The 17,181-nt window shown below is 67.2% G+C and carries 16 protein-coding genes and 1 pseudogene; 11 read left to right on the top strand and 6 right to left on the bottom strand.

Translation table 11 applies throughout. The annotated features are described in order from the left end of the window. Positions 1–52: 52 nt before the first annotated feature. From H0X95_RS19685 to H0X95_RS19650, 8 genes are all read left to right on the top strand, one after another. Complete coding sequence (locus tag H0X95_RS19685; RefSeq protein ID WP_059722818.1) at positions 53–685, top strand: L-threonylcarbamoyladenylate synthase; 633 nt, start codon at positions 53–55, stop codon at positions 683–685. Positions 686–732: 47 nt separating this feature from the next. Then, positions 733–1,395, top strand: coding sequence for a site-2 protease family protein (locus H0X95_RS19680; protein ID WP_006487048.1), 663 nt, complete (start codon positions 733–735; stop codon positions 1,393–1,395). An 8-nt stretch (positions 1,396–1,403) separates the two neighbouring features. Then, a complete protein-coding gene (locus tag H0X95_RS19675; protein WP_006487046.1) occupies positions 1,404–2,606 on the top strand; it encodes a tryptophan--tRNA ligase in 1,203 nt (400 codons plus the stop codon). A gap of 8 nt (positions 2,607–2,614) precedes the next feature. After that, positions 2,615–3,217, top strand: a complete 603-nt coding sequence (locus H0X95_RS19670; RefSeq protein WP_012492702.1) for a class I SAM-dependent methyltransferase — start codon at positions 2,615–2,617, stop codon at positions 3,215–3,217. A gap of 46 nt (positions 3,218–3,263) precedes the next feature. Continuing rightward, the gene (gene dapA, locus H0X95_RS19665) at positions 3,264–4,166 is read left to right on the top strand and encodes a 4-hydroxy-tetrahydrodipicolinate synthase (RefSeq protein ID WP_006487058.1); all 903 of its coding nucleotides are present in this window, start codon (positions 3,264–3,266) and stop codon (positions 4,164–4,166) included. A 111-nt stretch (positions 4,167–4,277) separates the two neighbouring features. Continuing rightward, positions 4,278–5,423, top strand: coding sequence for an outer membrane protein assembly factor BamC (gene bamC, locus H0X95_RS19660; protein ID WP_006487057.1), 1,146 nt, complete (start codon positions 4,278–4,280; stop codon positions 5,421–5,423). Between the two features lie 4 nt (positions 5,424–5,427). Further along, the gene (locus tag H0X95_RS19655; protein ID WP_034201560.1) at positions 5,428–6,204 is read left to right on the top strand and encodes an MBL fold metallo-hydrolase; all 777 of its coding nucleotides are present in this window, start codon (positions 5,428–5,430) and stop codon (positions 6,202–6,204) included. Positions 6,205–6,243: 39 nt separating this feature from the next. Beyond that, the gene (locus H0X95_RS19650; RefSeq protein ID WP_162482215.1) at positions 6,244–6,510 is read left to right on the top strand and encodes a hypothetical protein; all 267 of its coding nucleotides are present in this window, start codon (positions 6,244–6,246) and stop codon (positions 6,508–6,510) included. Here H0X95_RS19650 and H0X95_RS36300 read toward each other — a convergent pair. Then, a pseudogene (locus H0X95_RS36300) lies at positions 6,511–6,757 on the bottom strand (hypothetical protein). 56 nt (positions 6,758–6,813) lie between these two features. Next, entirely contained in the window at positions 6,814–8,034 is a 1,221-nt protein-coding gene (locus H0X95_RS19645) for a cupin domain-containing protein (RefSeq protein WP_006487051.1), read from the bottom strand. 32 nt (positions 8,035–8,066) lie between these two features. Here H0X95_RS19645 and H0X95_RS19640 point away from each other — a divergent pair, with 32 nt between their 5' ends. Further along, the gene (locus H0X95_RS19640; protein WP_006498638.1) at positions 8,067–8,609 is read left to right on the top strand and encodes an FKBP-type peptidyl-prolyl cis-trans isomerase; all 543 of its coding nucleotides are present in this window, start codon (positions 8,067–8,069) and stop codon (positions 8,607–8,609) included. Here H0X95_RS19640 and H0X95_RS19635 read toward each other — a convergent pair. Beyond that, positions 8,589–9,836, bottom strand: coding sequence for a hypothetical protein (locus H0X95_RS19635; protein WP_059722838.1), 1,248 nt, complete (start codon positions 9,834–9,836; stop codon positions 8,589–8,591). The two genes, H0X95_RS19640 and H0X95_RS19635, sit on opposite strands and share 21 nt — an antisense overlap. 4 nt (positions 9,837–9,840) lie before the next feature. After that, a complete protein-coding gene (mutS, locus tag H0X95_RS19630; protein ID WP_059722816.1) occupies positions 9,841–12,498 on the bottom strand; it encodes a DNA mismatch repair protein MutS in 2,658 nt (885 codons plus the stop codon). A 352-nt stretch (positions 12,499–12,850) separates the two neighbouring features. Between mutS and H0X95_RS19625 the strand changes: the two genes are divergently transcribed. Next, positions 12,851–13,177 carry an EthD family reductase gene (locus tag H0X95_RS19625; RefSeq protein ID WP_034201563.1) on the top strand — a complete coding sequence of 109 codons (327 nt, stop codon included), beginning with the start codon at positions 12,851–12,853 and terminating at the stop codon, positions 13,175–13,177. A 122-nt stretch (positions 13,178–13,299) separates the two neighbouring features. On the opposite strand, the gene H0X95_RS19620 is transcribed toward H0X95_RS19625, so the two are convergent. Then, the gene (locus tag H0X95_RS19620; protein ID WP_034201564.1) at positions 13,300–14,922 is read right to left on the bottom strand and encodes an NAD(P)/FAD-dependent oxidoreductase; all 1,623 of its coding nucleotides are present in this window, start codon (positions 14,920–14,922) and stop codon (positions 13,300–13,302) included. Between the two features lie 307 nt (positions 14,923–15,229). Continuing rightward, positions 15,230–16,033 (bottom strand): inositol monophosphatase family protein, encoded by an 804-nt coding sequence (locus H0X95_RS19615; RefSeq protein ID WP_006493635.1) that lies wholly within the window; start codon positions 16,031–16,033, stop codon positions 15,230–15,232. Between the two features lie 282 nt (positions 16,034–16,315). Between H0X95_RS19615 and H0X95_RS19610 the strand changes: the two genes are divergently transcribed. Beyond that, on the top strand, positions 16,316–17,140 hold the full coding sequence (locus H0X95_RS19610) for an RNA methyltransferase (protein WP_006483995.1): 825 nt from the start codon (positions 16,316–16,318) through the stop codon (positions 17,138–17,140). Positions 17,141–17,181: the final 41 nt, after the last annotated feature.

Below are 17,181 nucleotides of genomic sequence, written 5' to 3'. Positions count from 1 at the left end.
CCGCCCGCGTTGCCGATGCGCGCATCCGACTTCTCCCTCTTTACGTGTCCCCATGTCCCAGTTCTTCAGGATTCATCCGGATAATCCGCAGCCGCGCCTGATCAAGCAGGCGGCGGAGATCGTCAGCAAGGGCGGCGTGATCGCGATGCCGACCGATTCGAGCTATGCGCTCGCGTGCCATCTCGACGACAAGGACGCGGTCGAGCGCGTGCGCCGGATTCGCGGCCTCGACGAGAAGCAGCACCTGTCGCTGCTGGTGCGCGACCTGTCGGAGCTCGCCAACTTCGCGATGGTCGACAACCGCCAGTACCGGCAGATCAAGTCGGTGACGCCGGGCCCGTACGTGTTCATCCTGCAGGCGACGAAGGAAGTGCCGCGCCGGCTGTCGCATCCGTCGCGCAAGACGATCGGGCTGCGCGTGCCCGATCACGCGATCACGCTCGCGCTGCTGGAGTCGCTCGGCCAGCCGCTGCTCGGCACCACGCTGATCCTGCCGCCGGACGACGAACCGCTGAACGATCCCGACGAAATCCGCACGCGGCTCGAGAAACAGGTCGACCTCGTGATCGACGGCGGCGCGTGCCCGCGCGAACCGTCGACGGTGATCGACCTGACCGGCGACGCGCCCGAACTCATCCGCGCGGGGCGCGGGGCACTCGAACCGTTCGGACTCTCGGCCGCATGACGCGCGGTGCCATTTTTGCGCGAGTGCGCTTGTTACAATAACGCGATATGGATGCTTCCCTGATACAGACCATCGCCGTCTACGCGCTGCCCGTGATCTTCGCGATCACGCTGCACGAGGCCGCGCATGGCTACGCCGCGCGCCTGCTCGGCGACAATACCGCCTACGTGATGGGGCGCGTGTCGTTCAATCCGATGCGCCACATCGATCCGCTCGGCACGATCGCGATTCCGCTCGCGATGTACTTCCTGACCGGCGGCGCGTTCCTGTTCGGCTATGCGAAGCCGGTGCCGGTGTCGTTCGGCAACCTGCGCAATCCGCGCTGGGGCAGCCTGTGGGTCGCGCTCGCGGGGCCCGCGTGCAACTTCGTGCAGGCGCTCGTCTGGGGCCTGCTGACCCTCGTGCTGCCGGCCGTGGGTGTCGACGAGCCGTTCTTCACGCGGATGGCACTCGCCGGCGTCAGCGCGAACCTCGTGCTCGGCGTGCTGAACCTGTTTCCGCTGCCGCCGCTCGACGGCGGCCGCATCCTGGCGGCGCTGCTGCCGACCAGGCAATCGATCGCGCTGTCGCGCATCGAGCCGTACGGTTTCATCATCGTCCTCGTGCTCGTCACGACGGGCGTGCTGACGAACTTCTGGCTGCGTCCGCTCGTCAATGTCGGCTACGCCGTCCTGAGCGCCATCCTGTCTCCCTTCGCCTCGCTTTTCTAACGACAATCATGTTCCCAGAACGTATTTTCTCCGGCATGCGACCCACCGGGTCGCTGCACCTCGGTCATTACCACGGCGTGCTGAAAAACTGGGTGAAGCTGCAGTCCGAGTACCCGTGCTTCTTCTGCGTCGTCGACTGGCACGCGCTGACGACGCACTACGAGACGCCCGAGGTCATCGAGAAGAACGTGTGGGACGTGCTGATCGACTGGCTCGCGTCCGGCATCGATCCGGCGCAGGCGACGCTGTTCATCCAGAGCAAGGTGCCCGAGCACGCGGAACTCGCACTGCTGCTCGGCATGAGCACGCCGCTCGGCTGGCTCGAACGCGTGCCGACCTACAAGGAGCAGATGGAGAAGCTGAAGGACAAGGACCTGTCCACCTACGGCTTCCTCGGCTACCCGGTGCTGATGGCCGCCGACATCCTGCTGTATCGCGGCTCGCTCGTGCCGGTCGGCGAGGACCAGGTGCCGCACGTCGAGATGACGCGCGAGATCGCGCGCCGCTTCAACTACCTGTACGGCCGCGAGCCCGGTTTCGAGGAGAAGGCGCTCGAAGCCGCGAAGAAGCTCGGCGGCAAGCGCGCGAAGCTCTATCACGAGCTGCGCAATGCGTACCAGCAGGAGGGCGATGACGAGGCGCTCGAACAGGCGCGCGCGATGCTGCAGGAGTCGCAAAGCCTGTCGATGAGCGACCGCGAGCGCCTGTTCGGCTATCTCGAAGGCGCGCGCAAGATCATCTTGGTCGAGCCGCAGGCGCTGCTGACCGAAGCGTCGCGGATGCCGGGCCTCGACGGGCAGAAGATGTCCAAGTCGTACGGCAACACGATTGGCCTGCGCGAAGACGCCGAGACGATCACGAAGAAGGTCCGCACGATGCCGACCGATCCCGCGCGCGTGCGCCGCACCGATCCGGGCGATCCCGACAAGTGCCCGGTGTGGCAGCTTCACCAGGTCTACACGGACGAAGCGACGCACGAGTGGGTGCAGAAGGGCTGTCGCTCGGCGGGTATCGGCTGCCTCGACTGCAAGCAGCCGGTCGTCGAAGGCATCCTGCGCGAACAGCAGCCGATGCTCGAGCGTGCGCAGAAGTACATGGACGATCCGTCGCTGCTGCGCGCGATCGTCGCGGACGGTTGCGACAAGGCGCGCAAGTACGCGACGGAAACGATGCGCGACGTGCGCGACGCGATGGGCCTGTCGTACAACTGATCCGGCGCATGAGCGAATCCGTCATCGCCGCCGCGGGCGGTCACGTCGGCCAGGCCGGGCCGTCGCGCTGGGTCGCGCAATGGGCGCGGCTCGTGCCGGCCGGCGGCGCGGTGCTCGACGTCGCCGCGGGCGGCGGCCGCCATGCGCGCTGGTTCGCGTCGCGCGGGCATCCGGTCGTCGCGCTCGACCGCGATCCGGCCGCGCTCGCCGCGTTGCGCGCGATTCCCGGCGTCGACGCCCGCGAGGCCGATCTCGAAGGCGCGCCATGGCCGCTGCCGGCCGGCGAGCGGTTCGCGGCCGTGATCGTCACGAACTATCTGCATCGCCCGCTCTGGCCCCATCTGCGCGATGCCGTGGCGCCGGGCGGCGTGCTGATTTACGAAACTTTCGCGCAAGGAAACGAAACGGTCGGAAAACCGTCCAACCCCGCGTTCCTGCTCGCCCCGGGCGAGCTGCTGGACGCCGTGCACGGCCACCTGCGGGTGGTCGCGTACGAGGACGGTTTCATCGCCGCGCCGCGCGAGGCGTTCGTCCAGCGTCTGAGCGCAGTGCGCGAGGGCGCGACCCCGAAGGCGGGGGCGGGAATTCCACGTTACGAACTGCCCGGCTAATCCGCTACAATCTCAACGTTTACCGGTACACAATCAATCGCGTTTCATGGCTAACGGCACCCAAGACGGCATTCAAATCCGCGGCAGCATCCCCGCGATCGTCACCCCGATGCTCGAAGACGGCAGTCTCGACCTGCCGGCGTTTCGCAAACTGATCGACTGGCACATCGCGGAAGGCACCGATGCGCTGGTCGTCGTCGGTACGAGCGGCGAATCGGCAACGCTCAACGTCGAAGAGCACATCCTGATGATCCGCACGGCGGTCGAGCATGCGGCGAAACGCATCCCGATCATCGCGGGCGCGGGCGGCAATTCGACCGCCGAGGCGATCGAGCTGACGAAGCATGCGAAGGCCGTCGGCGCGGACGCGACGCTGCAGGTCGTGCCGTACTACAACAAGCCGACGCAGGAAGGCATGTACCGCCACTTCCGGACGATCGCCGAAGCGGTCGACCTGCCGGTGATCCTGTACAACGTGCCGGGCCGGACGGTCGCGGACATGGCGCACGAGACGACGCTGCGCCTCGCTGACGTGCCGGGCATCATCGGCGTGAAGGAAGCGACCGGCAACATCGATCGTGCCGCGCACCTGATCAAGGCTGCGCCGAAGCACTTCGCGATCTACAGCGGCGACGATCCGACCGCGATCGCGCTGATGCTGCTCGGCGGCCACGGCAACATCTCGGTGACCGCGAACGTCGCGCCGCGCGCGATGAGCGAGCTGTGCCGCGCGGCGCTGGCCGGCGACGTGCAGACAGCCCGCGCGCTGCACATGAAGCTGCTGTCGCTGCACAAGAACCTGTTCATCGAAGCGAACCCGATCCCGGTGAAGTGGGCGCTGCAGGCGATGGGCAAGATGCAGGGCGGCATCCGGCTGCCGCTCACGGCGCTCGACGAGCGCTGCCACGATGCCGTGCGTTCGGCCCTCGTCGAGGCCGGCGTCCTCTGATGCCGAGGCGGCCGCGTCCTGCGGCCGCCGGCTCGACCCCTGATCAACCCGCACCGGCCGGCTCCGTCCGGCGCCGCTCCTGACGAGCGTTCTAGCAAGACGAAGGATTTCATGAAACGTTTCGCCTTTTCCTCTCGCGCCATCCAGCTGTCGGTGGTGGCGCTGGCGCTGGGCGCGCTCGCTGGCTGCGATACGCTGAACGACTACCTGGCCCCTGACCGGGTCAACTACAAGAACACCGGGTCGGCGCCGCCGCTCGCGGTGCCGAGCGACCTGAAGCCGGTCCCGACGACGCAGCAGTTCGTCGCGCCGCCGACCAATGCCGGGCTCGGCACGCTGCCGCCGCGGGCCACGACGCAAGCAGGCAATGCGACCGACGGCATCCCGAGCGCGCAGGATCCGCTCGGCATGCATATCGAGCGCGACGGCGATCGCCGCTGGCTCGTCGTCGACGGCCGCACGCCCGAGCAGCTGTGGCCGATCCTGAAGGAATTCTGGCAGGAGAACGGCTTCTCGCTGAAGACCGATGCGCCGTCGACGGGCATCATGGCCACCGACTGGGCCGAGAACCGCGCGAACATTCCGGACGACTGGTTCCGCCGCACGATCGGCCGGGTCATCGATTTCGCGTATTCGTCGGGCACGCGCGACCGCTTCCGCACGCTCGTGAACCGCACGTCGGACGGCAACACCGACATCTCGATCACGCACAGCGCGATGGAAGAAATGATGGTCGGCCCGCAGGGCGGCACGTCGTCGCGCTGGGAAGAGCGTCCGCGCAATCCGGTGCTCGAAGCCGTGTTCCTGTCGAAGCTGATGCAGAAGTTCGGCCTGACCGACGCGCAGGCGAAGCAGCTGTTGACCGATGCGCGTCCCGCGACGGCGCCGGCGCAGGTCAGCGATACGAGCGGCGGCGCGGCGACGCTGCAGCTGGCCGAGTCGTTCGACCGCGCGTGGCTGCGCGTGGGCCTGGCGCTCGACCGGACCAACTTCACGGTCGACAATCGCGATCGCGAGAAGGGCGTGTACACCGTGCGCTACGCGAATTCGATGGAAGAGCTCAAGCGTGACGGCCTGTTCGGCAAGCTGTTCTACGGTGGTCCGTCGGCAGCCAAGCCCGGCAAGGAATATCTGATCAACGTGCGTGCACAGGGCAATGGCGGCACGCAGGTCGCGGTGGTCGGCGCGAATGGCCAGATCGACAACTCGTCGGACGCGCAGAGGCTCATTTCGCTGCTGCACGCGCAGCTGAACTGAGCGCGTGCGATTCGCCAGCCTCGGAAGCGGCAGCGAAGGCAACGCGCTGGTCGTCGAGGCCTCGAGCGGCACGACGACCACCCGCGTGCTGCTCGACTGCGGCTTTTCCGCCAAGGAGGTCGAGCGCCGGCTCGGCCGACTGAATCTCGGCGTCGCCGATCTCGACGCGATCCTCATTACCCATGAACACAGCGACCACGTCGGCAGCGCGCTGACGCTCGCGCGTCGCGCGTCGTTGCCGCTCTACATGAGCTGGGGCACCGCGCGTGCGGTCGGCGCGGACGAGGTCGATGTCGATCTCCACGTGCTGTGGGGCGACGAGACGGCCGCGATACGCGATCTGGCCGTGATGCCCTATACGGTCCCCCACGACGCGCGGGAGCCGCTCCAGTTCGTCTTCATGGACGGAAACCGCCGGCTCGGCGTGCTGACGGACGTCGGGATGGCCACGCCGCACATCACGGCCGTCCTGAGCGGCTGTGACGCGCTGGTGCTCGAATCCAACCACGATACCGCGATGCTGGCCGCCAGCCGCTATCCGCAGTCGCTGAAGGCGCGGATCGGCGGCAACCACGGCCACTTGAGCAACCACGCGGCGGCCGAGATTCTCGCGTCGCTCGAACGCAGCCGTCTCCAGCACCTGGTGGCGGCCCATCTGAGCCAGCAGAACAACCTGCCGGAACTGGCCCGCCAGGCGTTTGGCGGTGTGCTCGGGACGGACGGGGAAGACGTGATCGTGGCCTCGCAGGACGCGGGCTTCGACTGGCTGATGCTCGGATAGCGGGGGAGGGCCGCCGCGGCGGCTCGACACGGCTGCCGGGTGCTCGATTCGAAAGCGGCAGACGTAAAAAAACCGGCCCTCGGGCCGGTTTTTTTTCAGCTGATGCTGAAGGCTTACTGGCTTGCGCCCGAAGCCGGAGCAGCCGTCGCTGCCGAAGCAGCCGACGCCACTGCAGCAGCAGCGTCGCTCGCAGCAGCCGTTGCCGACGAAGCAGCAGCCGAAGCGTCGCTCGCAGCACCAGCAACTGCCGAAGCAGCCGACGAAGCAGCAGCAGCCGCGTCGCTTGCAGCCGACGAAGCAGCTTGATCAGCGCTCTTGTTGCAAGCAGCCAGTGCAACAGCAGCCAACAGGGAAGCTACGAGGAGGGATTTCTTCATGATCACGTCCTTTTATGGTTAAAGGTAAGCAACAGCGCGAAACAATACCGGTAATGTGCTCCAACACCGACCTGGGCCGCTGGTGGAGATGCACTTCTTAGAGCGTGAATCTTCCCTACGGCTTGGGCGGAAATTATATGCACTTTCCTATCGACCGTCGACAAATGCGGGGTCAATACGTTGTCTTTCCCATACAGAATTTGATCTGTACGGGCATACGGGGCGACTCACACTAATTCCGGTTTCCGACCCGTATCCAGCCCGCACGATACCACTCGTGCAACAAGGCTGTCATTGAAGGAACCCGGGATAGTGTTACAAACCGTTTCGCCTCCATCTGGCGTTGATTGGCCAGTTCGGGCAGCCATTCACCGGCTTGCTCGAGCGGTCCTTCCTCGCCATTAATGAAGTACGAGCGCGCGTTATACATCAATGCGGCCCTTCTGTCGAGACACACGCCACGGCGTGACGCTTGCGTGACGAACGCGGCTTCGGACAGCGGACGCTCGGGCGGGTCGAAAACGACGTTGGATTTGGGCTCGCTCAGGTAGCAGCCGAGGAATTCGGCGACGTCGCGCTTGCGCCAGCGGATCGCATCGACGATCTCGGCGACACGTTCGACCATGGCCGGCGGCAGTTGCGCGGGCGCGTCGACGGCCGGCTGCTTCGGATCGCGGTAGAGGTCGTCCCCGTTCGCGTCGCGCAGGCCGCCGCGCTCCGCGAGGTAGTACAGGAACTGGGCGCCCAGCTCGCCGACGGACGGGGCCCGGAAGCCGATCGAGCAGGTCATGCATTCGCCTTCGGCGACGCCATCGTGCGCGATGTGCGGCGGCAGGTACAGCATGTCGCCGGGTTCCAGCACCCATTCGTCGCTCGGCTCGAAGTTTTCGAGGATCTTCAGCGGCACGTCCGGCTGCAACGACAGATCCTTCTGCGCGCCGACCCGCCAGCGGCGCCGGCCTTCGACCTGCAGCAGGAATACGTCATACGAATCGAAGTGCGGGCCGACGCCGCCGCCGTCGGTCGCATACGAGATCATCAGGTCGTCCAGCCGCGCGTCGGGGATGAAACGGAAGCGGTCGAGCAACGCGCGCGCGGCGTCGACGTGCAGGTCGAGCCCCTGCACGAGCAGGGTCCAGGATTTGCGCGTGACCGAAGGCAGCGAATCGGGCTCGAACGGACCGTGCGCCAGTTGCCACTTGTTACGAAAATGGGTGATCAATCGCGATTCCGCGTCATAGTCGGCGGCGAGCTCGAACAATGCATCGCGCGTGACCGGCGACGTGACGCCGGGGATCGCCTGGCGGATCAGCAGCGGCTTCTTTTGCCAGTAGCCGCGCATGAATTGCGCCGGCGTGAGGCCGCCGAGCAGCGGCGTGGGAAGATCGGAAGGCGGCGCGCCGAGCGGGGCGGCAGCGGCATCCCGCGGTTCGGCTTGAGACCGGTTGCGCATCGTATAATGAGACTTGTATTTGGGAGAATTGGATGAAAATCGCAAAAAACACCGTCGTGTCGGTCACTTACAAGCTGTCGGACGCACAGGGCAATCTGATCGAGGAAAGCGACGAGCCGATGGTCTATCTGCACGGCGGCTATGATGGCACGTTCCCCAAGATCGAGGAACAGCTCGACGGCCACGAGGCGGGCTATCAAGCACAGGTTCAGCTCGAGCCGCAGGACGCGTTCGGCGACTACGATCCCGAACTCGTGAAGATCGAGCCGCGCGACCGTTTTCCCGAGCCCCTCGAGGTCGGCATGCAGTTCGAAGGCACGCCGGAAGACGGCGACGAGGAAGTCGACTCGCTGATCTACACGGTCACCGATATCGCCGAAGACAAGGTCGTGCTCGACGGCAATCACCCGCTGGCCGGCATGGCGCTGCGTTTCGCGCTGACCGTGAAGGACGTCCGCGAAGCCACCGAAGACGAAATCGAGCACGAGCACGCGCATGGCGCGGAAGGGCTCGAGATCATCGACGAGGACGACGACGAAGACGGCGAAGCGCCGTCAGGGCGTACCCTGCACTGAGCTTGCCGGCAGGCCCGGCGCCGGCCCCGATGCGGGAGGCGGTGCCGGCCACGACGCGCCGCCCGGTGCGGCGCCGTCGCCCTGCAGCGGCGGCGCGACCGACGACGCGTCGGGCAGCGCCGGCAGCGCAGGAATTTCCGGCATCTGCGGCAGCGGCACGTCGTCGCGCGGCACGAGCGGCAGCGTGGGCGGCACCGGCAGGTTCTTCGGCACCTCCTGGAGGCTCACGTTGAAGATCGTCTGCCGCGCCGGCGAGACGCTCACCTTCACCCACTGATTCGCCGGATGGCGCGGTCCGATCGCGACGCGCGTCACGTTTCCTACCAGTTCACCGTCGTCGGCATGCAGCGGACGATCGATCAGAAAGCCGTTCGCCAGCGGTTCGCCACTCGCATGCATCACCAGGATCGGGCCGCGGAATGTCGCCGCCGCCTTCACCAGCGTTCGTTTCAGCTCACGGAAGCCGTCGCGCACGCGCGGCCGGTTGAAACGCAGCCATGCGAAGCGCTCCGCGCGTTCATAGCGTTCGAACTGTGGATCGCCTTCGAAAATCACCACCATCGCGCGCGCCTCGCGCCGCTTCGCATATTCGGCTGCGTGGTCGATCCAGAAGCCGTTCGCGATGATGCGATCCTCGAATTCGCCGTTGCGGCCGCCCGCCGTCAAATAATGATTGTTCGGCGCCGGTGCATTGAGGGCGACGTAGACGATGTCGTCGCGCATCCAGCGTGCGTTCTCGCGATACGGCCGGAACCGCGCGACTTCGCTCTCGCGCGTGATCTGCAGCGCACCGGGGTCGGGCAGCGCCGAATCGGCGAGCAGCGTCTGCCGCAGGAAATCGAGCCGCTCGACCGGGTCGTAGCCGCCGCCGGCCGCCGTGTTGCAGGCGATCCAGTCGTCGTGGCCGGGAATGAACACGAGCGGCACGCGTGCTGAATCCAGGATCGCGCCGCGCTGCGAATACAGCGCGTCGCGGCATGCTTCCTTCGAGCCTTTGAGATCGCCCGCGTAGACGACGAACGCGAGGTTGCGTTCGCGTGCGATCGCATCGAGCAGCCGCTGCGCGGCCGGCTCGTCCGCCGGGACGTTGATGACGCCCGACACGACGGCGAACGAGTAGGGCGCCGCGCTGCGCTTGGGTGGCGCGGCCAGCGCATCCGCCTGCGCGTAGGCAAGCGCCGCCGTGACGAGCGCGGCGGCGGCGCGGGCTGGCAGGCCCCGCGGCATGCGCTTACGCGTGCCCGTCGGCATCGTGCGACCGGACCAGCGTGCGCAGCTCGTACAGCAGGTCGAGCGCCTCGCGCGGCTTGAGATCGTCGGGATCGATGTCGCGCAGCTTTTCGAGCGCCGGATGTGGCGTGTCGGGCAGCGCCGGCGCGTCCGCGCATTCGAGGTCGTCGATTGCCGCCGGCGGCGCGCTGAACAGGTCGAGTTGCGGCGTGTGCTGCGACGCCGACTGCTGTTCGAGATACGCGAGGTGCTTGCGCGCGGCGCGGATCACCGGTGCCGGGACGCCCGCGAGCTGCGCGACCTGAAGGCCGTAGCTCTGGTTCGCCGGGCCCTCGTTCACCGCGTGCAGGAACACGATGCCGTGGCCGTGCTCGACGGCCGACAGATGGACGTTCGCCGCTTGCGGGAACTCGGCCGGCAGTTGCGTCAGCTCGAAGTAGTGCGTCGCGAACAGCGTGTAGCACGCGTTGTGCGCCAGCAGGTGGCGCGCGATGGCCCAGGCGAGCGCAAGGCCGTCGAAGGTCGACGTGCCGCGGCCGATCTCGTCCATCAGCACGAGGCTTTGCGGCGTCGCGTCGTTGAGGATCGCCGCGGCTTCGGTCATCTCGACCATGAAGGTCGAGCGGCCGCCCGCGAGATCGTCGGCCGCGCCGATGCGCGTGAAGATCCGGTCGATCGGGCCGAAGCAGGCCGACTTCGCCGGCACGTAGCTGCCGACGTACGCCATCAGCGCGATCAGCGCGGTCTGCCGCATGAACGTCGACTTACCACCCATGTTCGGGCCGGTGATCAACAGCAGCTTGCGTTCGGGACCGAACCGGCAGTCGTTCGCGATGAACTGCTCGACCTGCGCTTCGACGACCGGATGGCGACCCTGTTCGATTTCGATGCCGATTTCGTCGGTGAAGGTCGGCGCGACCCAGTCGAGCGCGCGTGCGCGTTCGGCGAAGGCGGCGAGCAGGTCGAGCTCGGCGAGGGCCGAGGCGACGCGCTGGCATTCGGGGATGAACGGCAGCAGCGCCTGCAGCACCGAGTCGTACAGCGCGCGCTCGCGCGCCAACGCGCGTTCCTGCGCGGACAGCGCCTTGTCCTCGAAGGTCTTCAGTTCCGGCGTGATGTAGCGCTCGGCGTTCTTCAGCGTCTGGCGGCGGCGGTAATCGTCGGGCACCTTGTCGGTCTGGCCGCGCGTGACCTCGATGTAGAAGCCGTGCACCTTGTTGTATTCGACGCGCAGGTTCGCGATGCCGGTGCGCGCGCGCTCGCGCGCTTCGAGATCGATCAGGAACTGACCGCAGTTCTCCGAAATGTCGCGCAGCTCGTCGAGCTCGGCATCGTAGCCGCGCGCGATCACGCCGCCGTCGCGCACCATCGCGGCCGGCTCGGTGGCGATCGCGCTCGTCAGCAGGTCGAGGCATTCGGCGGGCGGCGCGAGCGCCGCGTCGACGCGCGCGAGCGCATCCGCGTTCGCGACGATCGCGGCGATGCGCTCGCGCAGCGCCGGCAGCGCGGCGAACGTGTCGCGCAGGCTCGACAGGTCGCGCGGGCGCGCGGACAGCAGCGCGAGCCGCCCGGTGATCCGTTCGACGTCGGCGATCTGGCGCAGCGCGCTGCGCAGCGCATCGAGGCTCGCGTTGGCCGGCGCGTCGAGCAGCGCGCCGATCGCCTGCTGGCGCGACTGCGCGGCGACCGACGCACGCGGCGGGTGATGCAGCCAGTGACGCAGCAGACGGCTGCCCATCGTCGTGCAGCAGGTGTCGAGCAGCGAATACAGCGTGGGCGACTCGGTGCCGCGCAGCGTCTCGGTCAGTTCGAGGTTGCGGCGCGTGGCCGGGTCGAGCCCGATGTATTCGGTTTCGTTCTCGACCTTCAGGCTGCGCACGTGCCGCAGTTGCTGGCCTTGCGTGGCCGCGGCATAGAGCAGCAGCGCGCCGGCCGCGCCGCACGCGCTCGTCAGCGAATGCGCACCGAATCCGTCGAGGCTCGCGACATCGAGCTGGTCGCACAGGCGCTGCGTGCCCGACGCGATGTCGAAGTGCCAGGCCGGCACGCGCTTGCTGGCGCCCGCGCCGGCCGGAATGGCGTCGGTTGCACCGTCCGGCGTCAGGATTTCGGCCGGCCGGATGCGTTCGAGCGCGGCGGCAAGCTGCTCGGGCTCGATTTCGGCGAGCCGCAATGCGCCGCTCGCGAGGTTCAGCCACGCGAGGCCGATATTGACCGCGACGCCACGCTTGTTGTGGCCGGTGCACATCGCGAGCAGGTAGACGTCGTTCTTGTCGGACAGCAGCGCGGCATCGGTCAGCGTGCCGGGCGTGACGACGCGCACGACCTTGCGTTCGACCGGGCCCTTCGACGTGGCCGGATCGCCGATCTGCTCGCAGATCGCGACCGATTCGCCCATCTTCACGAGCTTCGCCAGGTATTGCTCGACCGCGTGATGCGGGACGCCGGCCATCTTGATCGGTGTGCCGGCCGACGCGCCGCGCTGCGTGAGGGTCAGGTCGAGCAGGCGCGCCGCTTTTTCCGCATCCTCGAAGAACAACTCGTAGAAGTCGCCCATCCGGTAGAAGACGAGCGTGTCCGGATGATCGGCCTTGATGCGCAGGTACTGCTGCATCATCGGGGTGTGGCCGGCAAAGGCCTCGGGCGACAGCGTGGTCATAGGTCAGGCATGAAGTTGTTGCTTGGGTTGCCCGAGTTTACCAGTGGCGTCGACGTGAACGTGCGAAGTTGGCCATTCGGCCGATTGCCGGTGGTGCCGGGCAGTCGCGATTTGAAAGACGGCTTCTCCCGGCTGCCGACCTGCAAAGCATCTGACAGCACCGAGCCGCTGCGGCATCATGGGGCACCCGTTGCCACCGAACTGGCAAGACGGGTTCACCGGTGCTTACAATCGCAAGAACGAGTACACCGATTCCGGAACAAAGGTCGGCCATGCCTGTATCGGCGACCTCGGCCTCGTCTCGCGGGCGGCGGCGCCTCGATTACCGTGCCGCAACAGGAGAACCAATCCGATGATCAAAGTCAGTGTCATGTATCCGTACACCGCAGGCGCGCGATTCGACCATGCGTACTACCGCGAGACGCATATGCCGATGGTGAAACAGCGACTCGGCGCGGCATGTCTGTACTACACGGTGGACAAGGGCATCGCAGGCGGTGCGCCTGGCACCGACCCGGTTTACGTGGCCAAGTGTGACTTCGTCTGTACGTCCGTCGAAGCTTTCCAGGCAGCCCGCGACCCGCACGCGCAGGAGATCATGGCCGACATCGCCAATTACACGGATATACAACCGGTGCTGCAAATCAGCGAGGTGGTCGTGGAGCGTTCGGAAGACTGACCGAGGTTCGGTTATCGCCCGGCACCGCATCCGCGTATGGCGTGGCGCCCGCGCTGTCGCGGCGCAGGCAGGCCGGCCGCGCCCAGGTCACGAACCTGCGTGCGCCGGCCCTGTCCCGCAGTTCAGGACGCGTGTCCCGACATCAGGCTGAGCGCCACCGCTTGCGCGACTTCGATACCGTCGATCGCGGCCGAATAGATGCCGCCCGCATAGCCGGCGCCTTCGCCGGCCGGATACAGGCCTTCGACATTCATGCTCTGGTAGTCGTCCTTCCGGCGAATCCGGATCGGCGACGACGTGCGTGTCTCCACGCCGGTGAGCACGGCGTCGTGCATCGCGAAGCCGGCGATCTTCTTGTCGATCTCGGGCAGCGCCTCGCGGATCGCTTCGATCACGTAGTCCGGCAGCGCGGTGCTGAGGTCGGTCGGATTCACGCCGGGCTTGTACGACGGCTCCACGGAGCCCAGCGACGTCGACGGCCGGCCCGCGATGAAATCGCCGACCAGCTGGCCCGGCGCGCGGTAATCGCCGCCGCCGAGTTCGAACGCGCGTTCTTCCCATTTGCGCTGGAACGCGATGCCGGCGAGCGGGCCGCCCGGATAGTCGTCCGGCGTGATGCCGACGACGATGCCCGCATTCGCATTGCGCTCGGCGCGGGAATACTGGCTCATCCCGTTGGTGACGACGCGGCCCGGCTCCGAGGTCGCGGCGACCACCGTGCCGCCCGGGCACATGCAGAAGCTGTAGACCGCGCGCCCGTTGCTGCAGTGGTGGACCACCTTGTAGTCGGCCGCGCCCAGCTGCTTGTGACCCGCGAACTTGCCGAAGCGGCTGCGGTCGATCAACCCCTGCGGATGCTCGATGCGGAAACCGAGCGAGAACGGTTTCGCTTCGATATAGACGCCGCGGTCGTGCAGCATCTGGAACGTGTCGCGCGCGCTGTGGCCCACGGCCAGCACCACGCGGTCGCACCGCAACGTTTCCCCGTTCGACAGCTTGAGCGCGCGCACCTTGCCCTGGTCGATTTCGATATCGTCGACACGGGTTTCGAAGCGCACTTCGCCGCCGAGTTCGTGGATCGACGCGCGCATTTTTTCCACCATGCTGACGAGGCGGAACGTGCCGATGTGCGGGCGGCTCAGGTACAGGATGTCCTCGGGCGCGCCGGCCTTGACGAATTCGTCGAGCACCTTGCGGCCATAGTGGTTCGGATCCTTGATCTGGCTGTACAGCTTGCCGTCGGAGAACGTCCCTGCGCCGCCTTCGCCGAACTGCACGTTGGATTCGGGATTGAGCACGCTCTTGCGCCACAGGCCGAACGTGTCCTTGGTGCGTTCGCGCACGGCCTTGCCGCGTTCGAGGATGATGGGACGGAACCCCATCTGCGCGAGGATCAGCCCCGCGAACAGGCCGCACGGCCCCATGCCGATCACGACCGGGCGCAGGAAATCGGCGTGTTCGGGCGCCTTCGTGACGAAGTGGTACGCCATGTCGGGCGTCACGCCGCAATGCGGCTTGCCGGCGATGTGCTTGAGCGCGGCCGCTTCGTCCTTGACTTCGACATCGACGATGTACGTGAGCTTGATGTCCGCGCGCTTGCGCGCGTCGTGCGCGCGGCGGAACACGGTGTAACGGAGCAGCCCGTCTGCCGCCACGCCAAGCTCCGCGAGGCGCGCGCGAATTGCGGCCTCGAGCGCGCTCTCGGGGTGGTCGAGGGGGAGTTTAATTTCGCTTAGCCGTAACATGAGGACTCGGATGCGATTGCCACGGCGCCGTGGCGGTGTTGATACAGGCGGGGCCGGCATGCCGGCGGCGGCGTTGTCGCCGCGCGGGCATGCCGGACGCAAACCCTTCGCTGGCATTGCGCGACCAGCGGCGCGGGCGGCGATACGCCGGCCGGCCCCAGGCAACTCGGGCAACTTCAGGATAGGCGCACGAAGCGACCCGTGTGCACGGAAGATTGTCCCGCGTTCCGGGGCGATCGGCGCGCCAGCGTGACGATGCCTGCGAGCGGTTTGCGCGAAAGCCGCGCCACGCGGGCGCGGCCCGGGCTTACTCCGCTGCCGGATGCACGCGGCTGTAGCGGTTCAGGATCGGGATCATCTGCGCGTAGATCTTCGGGTTCGCGGCGACGATCTCGTGGCGATGCAGGAAATCGGCGTCGCCCGTGTAGTTCCCGACGAGGCCGCCGGCCTCGGTGATCAGCAGGCTGCCCGCTGCCATGTCCCACACGTTGATGCCTTGCTCGAAGAACGCGTCGAGGCGGCCGGCCGCGACGTTCGCGAGATCGAGCGCCGCCGCGCCCGGACGGCGCAGGCCCGTGCAGGCCTGCGTCATTTCGGTGAAGAGGCGCGCGTAGGCGTCGAGGCCGTCCTTCTCGCGGAACGGGAAGCCCGTGCCGACCAGTGCGTCTGCCAGGCGGTCGCGGCGGCCGACGCGGATGCGGCGGTCGTTCAGGTATGCGCCGCGGCCGCGGGTGGCCGTGAACAGGTCGTTCTTGTTCGGATCGTAGACGACGGCCTGCGTGACGACGCCCTTGTGCTCGAGCGCGATCGATACGCAGTAATACGGGAAGCCGTGGATGAAGTTGGTCGTGCCGTCGAGCGGATCGATGATCCACTTGAATTCGGATTCGTTGTCGGATTCGCCCGATTCCTCCGCGAGGATCGCGTGGTCGGGGTAGGCGGTCTTCAGCGTCTCGATGATCGCGTCTTCGGCGGCCTTGTCCACTTCGGTGACGAAGTCGTTCTGCTGCTTCTTGCGGATCTCGATCAGGTCGAGATCGAGGGACGCGCGATTGATGATCTGTCCGGCGCGGCGCGCAGCCTTGACAGCAATGTTGAGCATGGGATGCATGAGCCTGGATCCTGTAGCCGGCGGCACGGGCCGCCACGAAGTGGGACAACCGCCCGGAACGGCGCAAGCGTGCCGGGGCGAGGTGAGACGCGAATTGACAAAGAGCGGGGTACGACCCGCGCTGCGCCGCGGCGCAACGCGTAAAGGCATGATTTTACCCGATTTTTGGTGGTTTCAGGCGACCGGAATGCGGGGAAACCCCCACTGGCCATCCGGACGAGTGGGTTTGCGGGAGCGATGGCGATACCATACGGCCATTCTGATGAACCGAGTCGTCTCGTAGTGGAAACCCCGCAGAACACCGCCGCGCCGTCCGAATCGGGCGCGGCCTCGTCCCCGCCGCCGTCCGGCGGCTTCACGTCCACCCGCTTCGTGCTCGTCGAGCCGAGCCATCCCGGCAACGTCGGGGCGGCCGCCCGCGCGCTGAAGACGATGGGCTTCTCGCGCCTCGTGCTGGTCGCACCGCGCGTGCCGCACGTGCAGAGCGATCCGGAGGCGATCGCGATGGCCAGCGGCGCGGACGACGTCCTCGCGTCCGCGCATGTCGTGTCGACGCTCGGCGAAGCGCTGTCCGGCGTGCACTGGTCGATCGCGCTGACCGCGCGTACGCGCGAATACGGGCCGCCGCGGCTCGCGCCGCGCGCGGCCGCCGCGCAGGCGAGCGCGCAGGTCGGCACGGGCGACATCGCGCTCGTGTTCGGCAACGAGCGTACGGGTCTCGCGAACGAGCATGTCGAGCAGTGCAGCGCGCTCGCGCACATTCCGGCGAATCCGGCCTACAGTTCGCTGAACCTCGCGCAGGCCGTGCAGGTGCTCGCGTACGAGTTGCGCGTCGCGTTTCTCGAGCAGGCGAGCGAGCCGTCGGCGCAACCGCCGGCCGAAGCCGGCACGCTCGCGCAGAGCGACGAGATCGAGCGGATGTACGTGCACCTCGAGCATGCGCTGATCGCGCTCGACTTCCTCGATCCGCGCAACCCGAAGAAGCTGATGCCGCGGCTGCGGCGGCTGTTCGCGCGCACGGGCCTCGAGCGCGAGGAGGTCAACATCCTGCGCGGCGTCGCGAAGCACATCCTGCTGAAGTCGGGCAAACCGGGCGGCGACGCGTAAGCGGCCGGCGCGCTGATCGCGGGGTGCGGGGCGTCCGACGG

Origin of the sequence: Burkholderia sp. 9779_493, from assembly GCF_015712215.1 — a bacterium.
GTDB classification, from domain to species: domain Bacteria; phylum Pseudomonadota; class Gammaproteobacteria; order Burkholderiales; family Burkholderiaceae; genus Burkholderia; species Burkholderia cenocepacia.
Note: the sequence above shows the minus strand (reverse complement) of the source record. Positions and strands in the feature narration are given on the sequence as shown.